This window comes from Oceanobacillus longus (genome assembly GCF_042650085.1).
GTDB classification, from domain to species: domain Bacteria; phylum Bacillota; class Bacilli; order Bacillales; family Amphibacillaceae; genus Oceanobacillus; species Oceanobacillus longus.
This window is the reverse complement of sequence record NZ_JBHSAO010000011.1, coordinates 183,973-199,474: the sequence shown is the minus strand read 5'-3', so window position 1 is coordinate 199,474 and position 15,502 is coordinate 183,973. Positions and strand designations below refer to the sequence as shown.

Below are 15,502 nucleotides of genomic sequence, written 5' to 3'. Positions count from 1 at the left end.
CTTGGTGTACCCTCAAACCTTATTCACTCTTCTTAAATTAAATATTTTTGACTAACGGTTTAAAAGAATTATCTCAAGCATACGGACGATTTCTACTGCATCTTCCTCATTAATATGCTTACCGCTATGCTCCCCGATTCGAACTTTTATTTTTTCGAGCTTATCAAGCCCTCTGTCTTTAAATTCCTCTGCTTGTTCTTCTTTTCCTTGTTCTTTAAAATCTCTTGATTTGTTAAAGTCACTCTCCACATTTCTTAATTGAACTAGAATTGAATTTCGGATACCGTCTGGATTTATTTCAGTAGCATCTACTGCTTCCTTGACCGTATCAAGCGTTACTTCCTCAGCAATAACTTCTACTATTTTATGGTGGGTTTTATATCCATCGACATGGACAACTACCTCAATTTCATTTGTCCCAGGCTCCAGTTCAACCTGTGTTAAAAAATCACCATTGCCTTCTATATCTGCCTCTACCCCATTTACTGTCACATCTACTTCTCCCGGACCAACCACTTGAACATTGCCGTTGAAATCAAGGTTGAGACTGTTAACTGTTTGTCCCTCATAGTCTAAAAATCCACTTAACAATGCTGCTCTCACTTCATCACCAATGTCATACGTAAATGCAACGGTTTGTCGCTTCTCACGTGAACCAGATGGGTCTTGCGCCGAAACAACAAATCCACCATCAGGAATCAGGCTATTATTATCTTCCTGAGTCCCCCAGCTCCACTCCATTGCCTGTCGTTTATTAACCATTTCCACGACTTGACCTGAGGCATCTACGACCGCTTCCACACCCCATTTATTTGTGGCAGTTGAAGGTCCAAAGGCTTCGGAGTAGACATTAATATTTCCATCATTTCGGTTGATATTCAGGAAATCTCCCTCAATAAAGTTCGAGCTTTCTTTTGGATTACTGATGCCTAACTGATAATCTTTCACGTATACTTCATCATTAATTGACGCTTTTATAACTGGGAAATTAGCTTGTGAATAGTCGAAAAGCATAAGGCCATCCGTATTTGCTAACCCTGCTTGGAAAACATCTCTTTGTACAGCAGGATCTTGAACGTTCACCAATGCCATTCCCGCATATAATGGTATTTTCCCATCGGTTAGAATATTTCCTTGTGTAATATACTTTTTCACTTCATTTGCTGTAGTTTGGTATGTTCCAATCATAAGAAAGTCCAAATCATCTGTATACCCTGTATTAGAATATTCCTCTGTGTATAGGCTTTCTTGTGGGAATTCCAGTCTTTCATCATACTCAAATGTCGGACTTGCCCAGTTTACTCCATTTAAGTAATAGGATTCGTACCAGGAACCAACATAGGAAGATAGTAAAACGTCCCTATTTTCTGTTACATTGTATGAATCTACTAATTCCCTTACTTCACTTGTAAAGCTTTTTATTACACTGGACCGATACGTATACCACTCGTTGATCAATGGACCATCGATCCGGGTGCTGCCATCATAAGTGAAAACATCCTCCGGCCAATTTGTTAGCTCCTTGCCTTGTCCATCCAGATATGTCTCAAATTGTTCTCTAGATACATCACTGAAATCAGCAAAAAAGTTATCATATCTTCCCCGATCTAAAAGCACCCCGTCAACATCATAGTTCTTGATTATCTCTTCAAACGTATCTAACTGATATTCACGTGCTTCACGGTTTGCAGGGTTGACAAAAGCAACGAGAGCACCACCTTGTCCATAATCACTCTCACGCAATCTTAGGATCTCACCATCATCTTCATAGCGATATACTTCCTCTTCCCAATCCAAATGATCGTTAAGTACTGCATACTCATCATGAGCAATGGAACCTTCTGCAAATACGTTAATAGCTGCATGAACTTCTAGTCCCAGGCTATGAGCATGTGAGATAAACTCTTCTAGTAGGTCAAGATCCGGATTTGATCCTGCCCTGGCAGGTGAAGTCATTTCACTAATATACGGCCTGCCAGTCAAGTCGTTTTCCTGATAAGCGGCGAAGCCCTCTACACCCTTTACATCCAATGCTATCGCAGTTACACCTGCATCCTTTGCATCGACAAGCATATTATAAACATCCTCCGATGATTGGAATCGACGTGCGTTTGGTCCTTGTTCGACCCATAAGAATACTTCCTTTTCTTCTGCTTGTGATTCTTTATAGTAAACAATTAACGATTGGGTCTCATGTAAGCTATCATTTTTATAGATTTCCAAATCAATATAGTTCGAACCTGGATCAACGGTTTGTGAATAATTAAATGTGCCATCTTCTGATACATTTACTTCTTCTCCATTCGCTAATAACTGGTATGTTTGATCAACCTCAAAGTTTCTAATTGACCCAGATATGTCGGTCTCCTGTTCAGTAACAGTATACATTAGCTCATTATCTAACTGAATCCCAGCGAGTAAACCGTCCCCTGTCATAAATTCAGAAATTGGTACAACTTCTCCATTCTTCCTTAATTTAATGATGTCATCGGCATTAAAATTAGTTGCCAAATATTTTCTGAAATCCTTTGTTACCCAGGAATCATCATGTGCTAATAAAACGTATCCCCCTTCAGGAACCGAAAGCGTTTGTTCCTCTTCCCATGTTGGTACAGATCCACCATTGGATTGACTTACAACTTTTAAAACTTGATTGTTCTCGTCCACTTGGACAGCAACCCAAAACTTTTTCACGAGTATCTCACTAGCAAACTCTTCGGTATAAAGTGCAATAAAATCAGCTTTTCCTTCTATACTCTCATCTACAAAGTCTATCTCATGCCTTGGCCCTTCTACGCTAATCGTTGGGTCTACTGGTGCAGCTTCCACTTCTACAAGATCGTCGTCTGAAATCTCTGCTGATGCTAGAGCAGGGAGTAATGCAATGATAAGTAACATTGAAACGAATAAACCTAATTGTCGGTAAAATTTCATACTTTCCTTCATCTCCTCTACTAATTCACTTATTTATAAGTTTACTCTGCGAATCCTTACCCCTTTCCTATTTTTTATCCTGATGTAAATTACAAGTTGATAGAAACAACAAGAAGGATATTATCACCGTAATATTTTTAATTACCGGATAAATCCTTCATATATAAAATTACACTATCAAATTTGTTGAGTCAATGTAATAATATTAAATTTCTAAATATTTAGTCATTAAGTCTCATACCCTATTTGTATACAGGTTAAAGGTCATGCATGATACTCGGGAGCAACTTACACGTAAAAGAAACCCTCCGTACTAGGCAATGGAACCGGAAATAATTGCTCAAATGAACGATCAACCTGTCCATTTCCGAATATCAAATCTACTAATTCTTCATTGGAAAATGCCTTCTCAAACTCTCCATATTTGAGTAATACACCATCATCGTTTTGCTGCACGACTTCTAAGTTCTGGGCCAATTCTTTTTCTTTCAAATAAGGCATGAGCTGATCCAATAATCTCTTCGCATTTACAATATTTATCGTTCCCCCATTTTTCTTCGTATCCGATGTATAGCCCTTACATTCATCGTTCAATTTATCTTGCCAAGGAATATTTATTTCGATTTTTTCTATGGTAGATGTCTTAAGTAAATCCATTAAAATTGCATAAACTGCCTTTGGATTTCCTCCCCAGTCAGTGACAATTCCTTGTTCATAGGTACTCGCTTCGGTCGGTAAGCCGATTACAACATAACCATCCAGTGCTCCGTCAGTTGTTGCGACGTACAAAGCTTGTTTCATTTTAAAGACACTTGTATATCCTCCAGCATCTAACAGCATCGTCCATTCCCATATACTGCTTTCAACATGCACTTTGCCAAAGGGATGACAATTATTCCTGCGATAAAGCCCCCTTGTTCCTGATATGAACAGTAAGGAAGCTTCCGCCTGATCGATATATGTATAAATCTCTTTTAATATGGCACTGGAGATCCCTCGATTACGATAGTCCACGTCCGTACAAACTGCACCGATGAAGAAGATATTCAAGACGGCATTCCCAACTTTAATTGTTGATGGAGCAAGACCAATAAAAGAAACTAACTTTTCAGCTTCAAAAGCTCCGTAGGATAAACGAATGCCGGAGAAAACACTTGGGGAAATGCATCTCCCATAGACGTATGTGTTCCATCACGAAAGGTCACGTCAGCCAGTTTTATTGCTTCTGCATATTCATGTGATTTGAGTCTTCTAATTTTCATTCACTTACACTCCTTCATAAATTAATTTTCCATTTATTATCGTTTTTTCCACCTCTAGTTCCCTATCTAAAATGACTAGATCTGCTTCATATCCGGCTTCAATTCTTCCAAGTTTTTTTTCCGTACCGACTACAGAAATGGGGGTCTCCGTTGCCATAAATACAGCATCTGCCAAAGGGATATGGCAATTTTCCACGACATATTTGATACCTTTATCTAAAGTGATTGCACTCCCTGCCAATGTTCCGTTTTTTAATGTAACTTGATTCCCGGTCCTCTTAAGCTCCTTGCCCCTTAAATCATACGCACCATCCGGCAACTTGTTATAACCGGTACAATCGGAAATAAGTATCATTTTCTCTTTTCTTTTTGTTCGGTATAAAAGCTCAATCATCATCGGATGAATATGTACCCCATCTGTAATGATTTCACAAAATAAGTCATCATAATAAAGTGCTGCCGCTGCAGTTCCTGGTGTGCGATGATGAATCGGACTCATTGCATTAAACGTGTGGGTCAGGCTCCGAAGTCCGTACGCTATCGCTTCTCCAATCTCTTCTATTGTTGCATTGGTGTGGCCTGCAGAAGCCTGTATGTCAAGGTCCTCCAATGCTTTGATGTTAGAGAAGTCATCCAATTCTTCAGGAGCAAGCGTAATTTTATTTATTATTTCAGCGTATGGCATAATAAGCTCTTCCAAATCAGTTTTTGAAAATTTACGGATATAATCTTTACTTTGTGCGCCGCTATAACTCGGACTAATCCAAGGTCCTTCCAAATGAACACCAAGCATCTTCGCTTTATTGAATGTGTTACTATGTAGTTTTGCTTCTTCAAGAAACTGTCTAATATCTGAAATCGGTGCCGTACGGGAAGTCGCCAAATAGGATGTGACACCATACTTCGGCAAAAGAGCTGAAATGTCTTGAAAAGCTCCTTTGTCCATAAAGTCAAAGCCATCAACACCATGAATATGAATATCGGTAAACCCAGGACAAATAAACCCATTCACTTCATATAATGGGGCATCACTTTTTGGCTGAGCGTCCCCTACATACGTAATCTTACTATCCGTTATTTGTACAAAAGCATCGTTCAGAATACTTCCATTTGTAACGATATCCCCTTTCAGAACAAACATGTACATCCCTCACTTCTTTGTTAAATAACCTGCACCAATCATGCTTGCATCATTTTTTAATTGTGCCTGCCTTATATTTATTGGAATCGTTGAGGTAGCTGTGATCTTTTCTTGTAGCAGATGCCACCAATGGTCACTGGAGTCAATCACCCCTCCACCAACGACAATCATTTCCGGGTCCATCGTATATTGAAGATTGAGGATCCCAACAGACAAATAATCAACAAACGTATCAATGATTTCTTTGCATGCATCATTACTATTGTAATTTAGGAATAGATCCTTTGGTTGCATTTTCTTTGATGCTAAGGCTGGGTTTTCCTGAATCATTCGCTCAAGCGCCCTACCAGATGCGTATGTTTCCCAACATCCTTTCCTGCCACAGCCACAAGTTCTTCCATTGTGTACAATTACCATATGACCAGCTTCACCCCCAAAACCGGACGTGCCATGAACCAATTTATTATCTTGGATTATTCCTCCGCCAATCCCCGTACCAATGGTTAAAGAAATAAAGTTACTGACCTTTTTTGCTACCCCTTCATTCCCTTCAGCAAGAGCAGCGCTGTTTGCATCATTAGCAATCATTACCGGAACATGGAATTCCATTTCTAACGATGTTTTTAAAGGCAAATTAACGAAGGCTGGGATATTGGCAGCACTTGTTATTACTCCTTTTTCAATATCAATAATTCCTGCAGTGGCAATTCCAATCCCTTGTATTTCCCCTTCATTCCCCATAGCGCTTATGGTCTCGATCATCGTTTCTAAAACTGCTTCTTTTGGCGTTTTAATTACTTCTACTTTTACAATCTTATTCTGTTCATCAAACATCCCAAATTTTATTTTCGTACCTCCGATATCGATTCCAATCGTGTACATGGATTTTCCTCCGTTTCTAAAAATGGACACCCTTCTGTAGGTGCCCATTCCATTACGATAAATTTACAGTTTTCTTTTTATCACTTGATACATATGCTGCAAGTGCGACTTCCAATGCTTTTAATCCATCAAAACCTGTGATGGATGGCTCTCTTCCTTGTTCGACACATGCCACAAAATCCTGAATTAGTCCAAAGTCCATATCATTGCCGTAAAAAACATGATCTAATGACTTTGCACCACTTGTAAACATTCTAAAATGTTCCTTGAATGCATCTACTTTAACGGTCTGCTTGGTACCGATCACCTCAATTGTCGCATCGCCCCACATCGGATATTCAGTGAATTTTGACCAGCTCGCATCATGGGAAGCGATAACTCCGTTTTCAAATTCAACTGTCAAAAGTCCGGCATCATCAATCGGTATATCATGAAAATAGGAATCAACGATGGCATGTACTTCGGTGATTTCCTTTCCTAAATACCAGCGCATAATATCAACCATATGTACCGTATGATCTAATACCGCCCCACCGCCAGATTGCTTCTCATCAATAAACCATCCCCCTGGATTTTGTCCACGATTCGTTGTACGGAAAGCAACAATATCACCAAGTTCCTTGTCATCAATCATCTTTTTCAGTTGCGCGATTGGGGAGCTAAAACGAACAGGAAAAGCGATTTGCAAAATCACTTCATGTTCCGCACATGCTTGGATCATTGCTTCTGCATCTTCAACTGTTGTTGCAATCGGTTTTTCACATAAAATATGCTTCTTGGCTTTTGCCGCATTTATCACCATTTCCTTGTGGCGAATATTCTCACTGCATATGATAACAGCATCCATTTCTTCGTTGAGGAACGTTTCCTGGTTTATGTAGTGTTTTGTATTAAATTTTTCCGAAACTTCCTTACCACGTTCCACATCATCATCAAAAATACCGACCAATTCCACATTCGGTAATTTCATTAAGCTATCTGCATAACTCATGGCATGCATATGGGCGAAACTCATCATTCCAATTTTCATACTTTCGCACCTCCCGTGATAAGCTGCGTGAATTTTTGAAGACGTTCTAGGAGTTTTTCGTCCGCTTTTACTGCAGTTGTTAATATGGAATCTACTGAAAAGGTTAACGGAAGAGACGTATAACCTCCTGGAACCAATGGCTTCATTTCTTCACTATCAAATTCAATGATTTGCTTGATCCCACTCCACTCCAACTCAATCTTTTCGTCTGCTTTTCCAATCGTATATTCCAAATGCGCCATCGTCCCTTCTCCAAAATTCACTGTTACAATTTGATGATGGGGAGCTACTGTCGGATTTGTTTGTTTTACTTTTACATCTACCGGTTCACCAAGGATGGCGGAAAATACGATTAAATCACTAGCAATTAATTGCGTACTCTCCGCTGTGGAAATGGTGCGTTTAAAGTGTAGCACCCCTTTTGGAACCGTAATTGCATCTTTTATTTTTTGGAAAAATGGATATTGTTCCAATTCGAAATACACATGTACATTTCCCTTCGCTGTAGCCCTATCAAGCAGCTTGAAGGGAATATATACCTGATCGGTTTCATCCATGAATGCTTCGATATTCGCCTCATTATCATCGACGATAAATATTTCATTTTCTTTTGTAAGCTGATCTGCCGATTCAACAAAATTTATTTTCTTAGTAGTTGTATCGGAATCTATTTTATTTAGCTTCGTGAATAGAATCGTACGCATTTGTTTAACCTCCTTAGGATTGAATGGTGAGTCACAAATTTAGACAATTAGTCGTTGATTTGTGATTTTGTTTTGATTAACTTTCGATTGGGTTTAGTTAACTTTGGGACTGGATCGCGCGACTTTCGGTTGGAGTCGCTCAACTTCGGCACATCATCGCGCGACTTTCGGTGGAGTCTCTCAACTTCGGCAACGCATCGCGCGAATTTCAGTTTGGTTCGCTCAACTTCGGCAACGCATCGCGCGACTTTCGGCTGGAATCGCTCAACTTCGGGGCCGCATCGCGCGACTTTCGGCTGGAATCGCTCAACTTCGCACCACTTCGCGCGACTTTCGGTTGGAGTCGCTCAACTTCGCGACCAGATTGCGCGACTTTCGGTCGGAGTCGCTCAACTTCGGCAACGCATCGCGCGACTTTCGATTGGAGTCGCTCAACTTCGGCAACGCATTGCGCGACTTTCGGTTGGAATCGCTCAACTTCGGCAACGCATCGCGCGAATTTCGGCTGGAATCGCTCAACTTCGCACCACTTCGCGCGACTTTCGGTGGAGTCGCTCAACTTCGGCAACGCATCGCGCGAATTTCGATTGATCTCTCAACTTCGGCAACGCATCGCGCAACTTTCGGTTGGAGTCGTTCAACTTCGGCACATCATCGCGCGACTTTCAGCTGGAATCGCTCAACTTCGCACCACTTCGCGCGACTTTCGGTGGAGTCGCTCAACTTCGGCAACGCATCGCGCGAATTTCGGTGGAGTCGCTCAACTTCGGCAACACTTCGCGCGACTTTCGATTGGAATCGCTCAACTTCGACACCACTTCGCGCGACTTTCGGCTAGAATCGCTCAACTTCGCGACCAGATCGCGCGACTTTGGGCTGGAGTTGCTCAACTTCAGCAAAAACTGTACTTCCGTCGTTACTTCAACAGATTCCTTAGACGCTGCACTGCTTCTTCATTAGAAACTTTCGCATCTTCAAATCCTTCATATTCAATGGAGAGCCATCCATCATAGTTAATGGCTTTTAATCCTTCAACAATATAAGCTAAATCCACTTGCCCATCCCCAGGGACCGTGCCGATTAATTCGACTCCCTCGGTAGAACGGAATCCATTCACCGTTTCGCTTGGATCTTTTTCACGGAAATCTTTGAAGTGGACATGTACGATATCTTTTTTCAATCGATCAAATGCTTGTTGCGGTTTCTCATGAACGAGTAAAAAGTTACCTGTATCAAAGGTAGATTTCACATAAGGACTTCCCACCTTTTGTATAATCTCCTCCACTTGCTCACTTTTCCCTGCTAACAATCCGTGATTTTCTATTGCTAAATAAATTTGCTCTTTTTCTGCTGTTTCAGCACAATTCTTTAACCCTTCGACAATCCATTTTTGTCCGTCTTCATAGGTTAAATCATCATGCAGGTCTCCACAGAACACGCGAACAATATTGGTTCCCAGCTGTTTCGCCACTTGAATACCGTCTTGGATTTTTTTAACTTCCTGTGCACGTTCTTCACTTGATTCTTTGACAAAGTTATTTGTTACATCATAGGCAGAAACAGATAAATTATATTTGCGTAATGCTTCTGTGACTTGTTTGATTTCGTTATCTTTGTCGTTGTCTTTCCAATAAATATCCAATAGTTCAACGCCATCCAATGAAATGCTTTTTGCATATTCTATAAAATCAATCGTTGTCCATTTTTCCTTTTGAACCGTAGCATTTAGGCTATACATACTAATACTTATCTTCAAAATAAAAACCTCCCTAATTTTGTAATTGCTTGGCGATAAATGCCAACTTCTTTTCTTCATGAAAGGGGTTCATCTCATGAGAAAACTGTGGATAGACTTCCATCGTTTTATCTTCTGATTTCAGATGATTAAATGCCGCAAACACAGTGGATGGTGGTGTCGTAGCATCCTCCAGACCGACTGCCATTAACGTCGGGCATGTGATTAAATTACAAAAATGAACGGCATCAATGTAGCCGAGTGTCTGCAACAGGTTATCGTATGTTTGATATTGTGGGTCATTCCATTTAAAATAGTTCACAATTTCCAAGTATGGCCCGGTTAAAGCAATTTCCAGTGCACGTTCGAAGTGTGCAAGAAACGGCCAATCTGCAACAGCAAAATCAACTGTCATATCTAATCCCGCAGCACCTAGCGCCAAGCCACCCCCCTGGGATCCGCCCATGACACCTAATTTCGTTGGATGAATGGGCGAATCTTCCGAACGAATCCATTTTAGTTGCATCAAAATATCCCGATATACATTTGTAAAGTAGTAGTTATCTGGGTCTTGATTTCCTAATAACATCCATCCTTGGATTCTGCTGCCATTTGGGTAGATTCCAAAATCCGGTGAACTTCCTTGCCCGCGAACATCGAATGCAATGACAGCTACACCCAATGTCGTCCATTTTAAAAAGTCAGCAGCTAAACCACAGCTTCCTGTATACCCATGAAAATGCAGAATAACTGGGTATTCATGCACCTGCACATCTTTTGGCTTCACTAGAATTCCTGTAAGTGGCGTTTTATCCCACGTTGTAAACACGATATCCGCAACTTCCACATTTGGTACTGGATAATCTCTCCAAGTTAATTCCACTTGTGGATGGATAGTATTGAGGGACATCTTTTGTTCCGCCCAAAATGCATCAAAGCTTTCAGGCTTGTTCACTAGCTCGGGGCGATAATTACGTAATTCATCCAATGGTAAATCACCTATCTGCCTCCCCACTACTGTTCACCTCCATCCTTACGCTATTGGTAAAATTCCTCAGGCCATTCAAGCTCAAAGCCATCTTTTCTTAATTCTTCTTGAAAAGAACGCAGTAGCATTTGATTTTTGCGTACCTGCTTCGGATTACTATCATTGTTGATACAAAAAGCTACTAATGCTCCGCACGCTTCCCCAATATTCCATTCCGTTGGGTGTAGCCGGTAACAACCATTTGTTACATGCGTCGTTCCGATATTTTTACAACCTGCCAGGAGATTATCTGCATCGTTAGGAATCAGTGCTCCTAATGGAATATGAAATGGCAATGCGGGAATATCAACATAATTTCTTCCGGACATGCTTGGATGCAAATCTATGCTATACGATCCAACTCCGACACTGTCATCGTATTTCTTGCCTGTTTTTCCCTCATTAAAATCTGGGGAGACGTCCTGTTCTACAATCGTATATTCAGCTTTAATGCGTCTTGATTCCCGAATATAAGGTGCTTTTGCCAGCCCATCTTCTGTTCCAAATATATCTTTTCGAAGCTTCAAACCGGGATAGCCTTTGCCGCCGTCAGGTCGTGGTGCTTCAGTTTGCAACCAGTATAATAAGGAAAGACTTAGCTGTTTTGCCTCGTATTCACTCTTCTTTTTTTCACTATCTGAAACATCATAAATATTGCCTAAAAAGTAATCGTTTTGCGGCCAATTCATCAATGTAATATCACCGGCTGGAAAAGGGGTATTATATTGTTCTTTATCAAAGCTTCGGCGATACTCCCATAAAGGGAACCCTGTCTCTTGACGAAACAATGTATACTCTCTTTTTTCCTTCGTAATTGGGTGTGGTGCATAGAAACTCAAATATTTATCAGGCCAAATGTCGGGGTGGAAATTTTTCCAAAAATCGTACATGTCGGGTTGAGCAATAGTATGTTCTTCGCCTTCCCGGTATTCCATTCCAAGCACATATGTAAATGCCTGAATATCTTCTGGGTTAGCCATCTCCAATGAATGGGCTTCCCCTGTTTCCGATTTGGCTTCAGCACCTACCACATATGGCAGATCTGCCAGTGGCAATACATCTCCAGCCTCTGTCGCATCAATAAAATAAGGAGCCCAAACGTGTAGTTGCGTATCGGTTTTTACGTTTTTAAAAGTCATTTTTTGTAACGTCTTTGCTTGTTTATCAATGGCATGTACTTTTGTGTTTAATGCAATCGTCAGCTGATTTGTTAAAACATAAGGCATGAGCATTTCATTTAATACATGTAACGTTACACGTGGGTCATGACATATATTACTCACTAAACCGTTGCCCGGATTAAAGTTTTCGTCCTTTGATTTTACATCCATCGTCCGCAAATACGTATCCCTTACTTGCTTACGATAACTGCGATATCGCTTCGTTGAGCCAAATTCCTCTATCCATTTATGCTCATCTGGCGGAACACCTTGGGAGGTAACCTGACCACCTATCCATTCCGTTTCTTCTGTTAATAATACGCTAAGCCCTTGATCACAGGCGGCTTGTGCTGCTGCACAGCCACCGAATCCCCCTCCGACAATAACTACATCTACATTCATATTCGTCATCTATAAGTAAATTTCCTTCCCGGTGTTTGCAGACTCATAAATCGCATTCAACATTTTCATTACTTGAACTCCATCCGATACAGGGGCGATATTTTCCGTCCCATCCAGACAGCATGAAACGAAATGGTTAATTTCACTATGAAATGCTTGATTAATATCTAGGCCTAGATTGTCTACTTGTGGAGTAATGTTTAAAATCGTATTATGCTTCTCTGTTACTAAGGACAGTTCTGGCTCAACCTCAGCTCCACCTTTATCACCAAAGAGCTTTACATATAATTCATCCTTCTTGGCTTGCAATGTGAAACTCACGTCTACAAGGATAGATGCCCCATTTTCAAAGCGGATTAATGCAACGGTTAAATCCTCCACATCATTCAATGTTGGATCATAATCTGCAGCTTGATAGAAGGATAGATTTTCAATATGACTTCGATTCCCTAATTTGTTATAGGTGTTCCCACTAACGGAAACTGGGCGGGGTTTGCCCATGAGATACCAACATATATCAATCATATGCACACCTAAGTCGATTAATGGACCTCCACCTGATTTCGTACGGTCACTAAACCAACCACCAGGATTACCTAATCTTCTTAAACAAGATGTTTTGGCATAATAGATCTCACCAAGCTCGCCATTATCGATAAATGTTTTTAGTAGTTTTGTATTATCTCCATGTCTGCGAACAAATCCAACTTGTACTATTTTCCCTGTCTTTTCAACCGCTGCTTCAACTTGTAAAGCCTCATCCACTGTCATCGATAATGGCTTTTCCACGAGCACATTTTTCCCAGCCTCGAGTGCAGCTACTGCGATCTCTGCATGGGAATTATTCCACGTGCAAATACTAACCGCATCAATTTCTTTATTTTTTAATAGCTCATGGTAATCACTATAAAGTTCACTTACTCCATATAATGCCCCTTTTTCTGTAAGACGCTCTTCATTCAAATCACATAATGCCAGTAATTCCACCTGGTCATTTTCAAGATAAGGTTTTATATGAAACTCTGAAATGGAACCGACTCCGATTACTCCAACTTTAAGCATATATTTCGTTCTCCCTTCAATTTTTGAACTTTATTTCTTCCTGTTTCTCTGAGGACTCATAGATTCCTTGCAACATTTTTAACACTTCATATCCCTGGTCTCCATCAATTAATGGTGTGGATTTTGTTTGAACACAATGGATGAAGTGATTGATTTCATTTTCAAATGCATCGTTCGTTTCAAATAATGGATTGGATTTTACAAGTGTACCTTCTTCCTCTTTATAAATCGCTAACGGTGTTAACGTAGCTCCACCTTTATCACCTAATAGTTCAATGGAAATACCTTCATCCTGCTCACCATTCATTGCCCATGCAATTTCAAGGGATAAAACAGCACCGTTATCAAAGCGAATCCATGCAGCCCCAAAATCTTCAACATCGAAAATATGGTTTCCATTTAAACGTTTATTTTGCGATTCCCAACTGGATACATATTTTGTTTGATAGTTTCCTAGTCCTGAAATCGTTTTACCTGTAATGGATGCTACTTTCGGTTGACCCATTAACCACCATGCTAGATCAAGTACGTGCACACCCGTATCCATCATTGCTCCACCGCCAGATAGGTCTTTATTCGTAAACCAACCTTTAGGCGTATCTCTTCTTCTGCACAGCTTCGCCTTTGCATAATAAATATTGCCGAATGTGTTACGGTCTGCATATTCCTTTACAATGGATACATCTCGTCGAAATCGATGGGTCATCCCGACCATCGTCATCACATTTTTGGCTTTTGATACCTTCAAATATTCCTTTACCTCTTCCAAATCCGTACCGATTGGTTTTTCGATAAAAACATGTATCCCATGCTCCGCTGCTTTTTTCGCAATTGGAATATGGGTACCATTTGGTGTACATATAATCACCGCATCGAGGGTTATAGTGTTTAACATTTCATCGATGGTAGTAAAACAATGTTTAATCTTATTTTTCTCAGCTACTTTTTTTACACGTTCGATATCTAAATCAACAATTGCTGAAACGGTTACATTTTTGTGCTGTTGCAAATAAACTAAATGTGTCGATTCGGCAATTGCTCCCACTCCGATAAGAGCAACATTTATTTTTTCCATTCTTATCCGCACCTTACGTTAATATAGTTTTTGAAACGGGTATTGGTTGATTTTTTGCTGATGTCCCAAACCTAATCTATATTTATTTAATACCGAATAATCTTTGTCAATGTGCTCGACTTTTTATTTAACAACGCTTGAAATTCCCCAGGTGCATCCGTAAAGCTTATCTCTTCTGTTAGGAAAGGACTTACATCAATTCGACCCTCATTAACTAAACGGATATATTCTTCTATGTTTCTACCCTCTGTCCAACGAACAAATCCATATGGGTAGTCGATTGCTTCTGCTTCATATACTTTATCGTAGCGCCCAGGGCCCCCGGCGCGTGAGATTAAGATTTCTGCTTCTTTAGCAAACATCTTCTCTCTAGGGAATTCTGGCTCCACATCACCAACGATGACAACTTTTCCCTTGTTTCGTATCCAGTTCAAACTTTGGTTTGTCAGAGGTGACCGTTTACCACCTGCACATAGTAGTACAGCATCGACTCCGTTATTTTTTGTCGCTTTCCCTATGGCTACTTCCATGTCATCTATACTCGTAAACGATTTTATTCCTGTATCTTCCAAGAGCATATTTGCTCGACTTTCGTGAAGATCATATGCAATGACATTATATGCCGCTGCATTTGCTATTTTGGCAATCATTTGACCTAACAGACCTAATCCAACAACAATTACTGTCTCACCAAATTGCAGTTTTGCCACTCGAAGGGCGTGAATAGCGATCGCCCCAATGCCAGAAAGAGCTGCTTGTCTTGGTTCCATTGTTGTTGGTATTTTTGAATATAATGTTTTAGGTACGAGTAAATATTCCGAATGATGGACATATGGAGCTCCGTAGCATGCAACTAGATCCCCATTTGCCACATCTTGTATGTCGTCTCCAGAATCTACAACCATTCCAACAGCACTGTAACCAAATTCGGTTTCTCTACCCTCACTTCCTTCAATCGCCATTAGCTCTGTGCCGGGTGAAATTGCGGAATACATTGTTTTAATTAGCACATAAGAAGGTTTGACGACTGGCATCTCATCTTCGACTATTTTCACTTGTTTGTTATATGCTATGAGTTTTTGCATCAA

Annotated in this window: 13 protein-coding genes; all 13 read right to left on the bottom strand. The window is 40.4% G+C overall.

The window, feature by feature from the left end; translation table 11 throughout:
• Positions 1 to 51 precede the first annotated feature (51 nt).
• Positions 52 to 2,934 (bottom strand): family 10 glycosylhydrolase, encoded by a 2,883-nt coding sequence (locus ACFOUV_RS14925; RefSeq protein ID WP_379497579.1) that lies wholly within the window; start codon positions 2,932 to 2,934, stop codon positions 52 to 54.
• Positions 2,935 to 3,222: 288 nt separating this feature from the next.
• Positions 3,223 to 4,005 (bottom strand): GNAT family N-acetyltransferase, encoded by a 783-nt coding sequence (locus ACFOUV_RS14920; RefSeq protein WP_379497806.1) that lies wholly within the window; start codon positions 4,003 to 4,005, stop codon positions 3,223 to 3,225.
• A gap of 29 nt (positions 4,006 to 4,034) precedes the next feature.
• Positions 4,035 to 4,196 (bottom strand): hypothetical protein, encoded by a 162-nt coding sequence (locus tag ACFOUV_RS14915; protein ID WP_379497578.1) that lies wholly within the window; start codon positions 4,194 to 4,196, stop codon positions 4,035 to 4,037.
• A gap of 4 nt (positions 4,197 to 4,200) precedes the next feature.
• Complete coding sequence (gene nagA / locus ACFOUV_RS14910; RefSeq protein ID WP_379497577.1) at positions 4,201 to 5,337, bottom strand: N-acetylglucosamine-6-phosphate deacetylase; 1,137 nt, start codon at positions 5,335 to 5,337, stop codon at positions 4,201 to 4,203.
• Between the two features lie 9 nt (positions 5,338 to 5,346).
• Positions 5,347 to 6,219: an ROK family protein gene (locus ACFOUV_RS14905; RefSeq protein WP_379497576.1), complete on the bottom strand. Its 873-nt coding sequence runs from the start codon at positions 6,217 to 6,219 to the stop codon at positions 5,347 to 5,349.
• A 52-nt stretch (positions 6,220 to 6,271) separates the two neighbouring features.
• Positions 6,272 to 7,249: a Gfo/Idh/MocA family protein gene (locus tag ACFOUV_RS14900; RefSeq protein ID WP_379497575.1), complete on the bottom strand. Its 978-nt coding sequence runs from the start codon at positions 7,247 to 7,249 to the stop codon at positions 6,272 to 6,274.
• Positions 7,246 to 7,953: a hypothetical protein gene (locus ACFOUV_RS14895; protein ID WP_379497574.1), complete on the bottom strand. Its 708-nt coding sequence runs from the start codon at positions 7,951 to 7,953 to the stop codon at positions 7,246 to 7,248. The genes ACFOUV_RS14900 and ACFOUV_RS14895 overlap by 4 nt, the downstream gene beginning before the upstream one ends.
• 916 nt (positions 7,954 to 8,869) lie before the next feature.
• Positions 8,870 to 9,709, bottom strand: a complete 840-nt coding sequence (locus ACFOUV_RS14890; protein ID WP_379497573.1) for a sugar phosphate isomerase/epimerase family protein — start codon at positions 9,707 to 9,709, stop codon at positions 8,870 to 8,872.
• A 13-nt stretch (positions 9,710 to 9,722) separates the two neighbouring features.
• Complete coding sequence (locus ACFOUV_RS14885; protein ID WP_379497572.1) at positions 9,723 to 10,703, bottom strand: acetylxylan esterase; 981 nt, start codon at positions 10,701 to 10,703, stop codon at positions 9,723 to 9,725.
• 23 nt (positions 10,704 to 10,726) lie between these two features.
• Positions 10,727 to 12,286 carry an FAD-dependent oxidoreductase gene (locus ACFOUV_RS14880; protein ID WP_379497571.1) on the bottom strand — a complete coding sequence of 520 codons (1,560 nt, stop codon included), beginning with the start codon at positions 12,284 to 12,286 and terminating at the stop codon, positions 10,727 to 10,729.
• Positions 12,287 to 13,339: a Gfo/Idh/MocA family protein gene (locus ACFOUV_RS14875; protein ID WP_379497570.1), complete on the bottom strand. Its 1,053-nt coding sequence runs from the start codon at positions 13,337 to 13,339 to the stop codon at positions 12,287 to 12,289.
• Between the two features lie 16 nt (positions 13,340 to 13,355).
• Complete coding sequence (locus ACFOUV_RS14870; protein ID WP_379497569.1) at positions 13,356 to 14,414, bottom strand: Gfo/Idh/MocA family protein; 1,059 nt, start codon at positions 14,412 to 14,414, stop codon at positions 13,356 to 13,358.
• Between the two features lie 86 nt (positions 14,415 to 14,500).
• A complete protein-coding gene (locus ACFOUV_RS14865; protein WP_379497568.1) occupies positions 14,501 to 15,499 on the bottom strand; it encodes a zinc-dependent alcohol dehydrogenase in 999 nt (332 codons plus the stop codon).
• Positions 15,500 to 15,502: the final 3 nt, after the last annotated feature.

What these genes read in the sequence shown, in the direction of transcription:
- ACFOUV_RS14925 (WP_379497579.1), bottom strand. Translation starts at nt 2,934, where the DNA reads ATGAAATTTTACCGACAATTAGGTTTATTCGTTTCAATGTTACTTATC.
- ACFOUV_RS14915 (WP_379497578.1), bottom strand. Translation starts at nt 4,196, where the DNA reads ATGAAAATTAGAAGACTCAAATCACATGAATATGCAGAAGCAATAAAA.
- nagA (WP_379497577.1), bottom strand. Translation starts at nt 5,337, where the DNA reads ATGTTTGTTCTGAAAGGGGATATCGTTACAAATGGAAGTATTCTGAAC.
- ACFOUV_RS14905 (WP_379497576.1), bottom strand. Translation starts at nt 6,219, where the DNA reads ATGTACACGATTGGAATCGATATCGGAGGTACGAAAATAAAATTTGGG.
- ACFOUV_RS14900 (WP_379497575.1), bottom strand. Translation starts at nt 7,249, where the DNA reads ATGAAAATTGGAATGATGAGTTTCGCCCATATGCATGCCATGAGTTAT.
- ACFOUV_RS14895 (WP_379497574.1), bottom strand. Translation starts at nt 7,953, where the DNA reads ATGCGTACGATTCTATTCACGAAGCTAAATAAAATAGATTCCGATACA.
- ACFOUV_RS14880 (WP_379497571.1), bottom strand. Translation starts at nt 12,286, where the DNA reads ATGACGAATATGAATGTAGATGTAGTTATTGTCGGAGGGGGATTCGGT.
- ACFOUV_RS14875 (WP_379497570.1), bottom strand. Translation starts at nt 13,339, where the DNA reads ATGCTTAAAGTTGGAGTAATCGGAGTCGGTTCCATTTCAGAGTTTCAT.
- ACFOUV_RS14870 (WP_379497569.1), bottom strand. Translation starts at nt 14,414, where the DNA reads ATGGAAAAAATAAATGTTGCTCTTATCGGAGTGGGAGCAATTGCCGAA.
- ACFOUV_RS14865 (WP_379497568.1), bottom strand. Translation starts at nt 15,499, where the DNA reads ATGCAAAAACTCATAGCATATAACAAACAAGTGAAAATAGTCGAAGAT.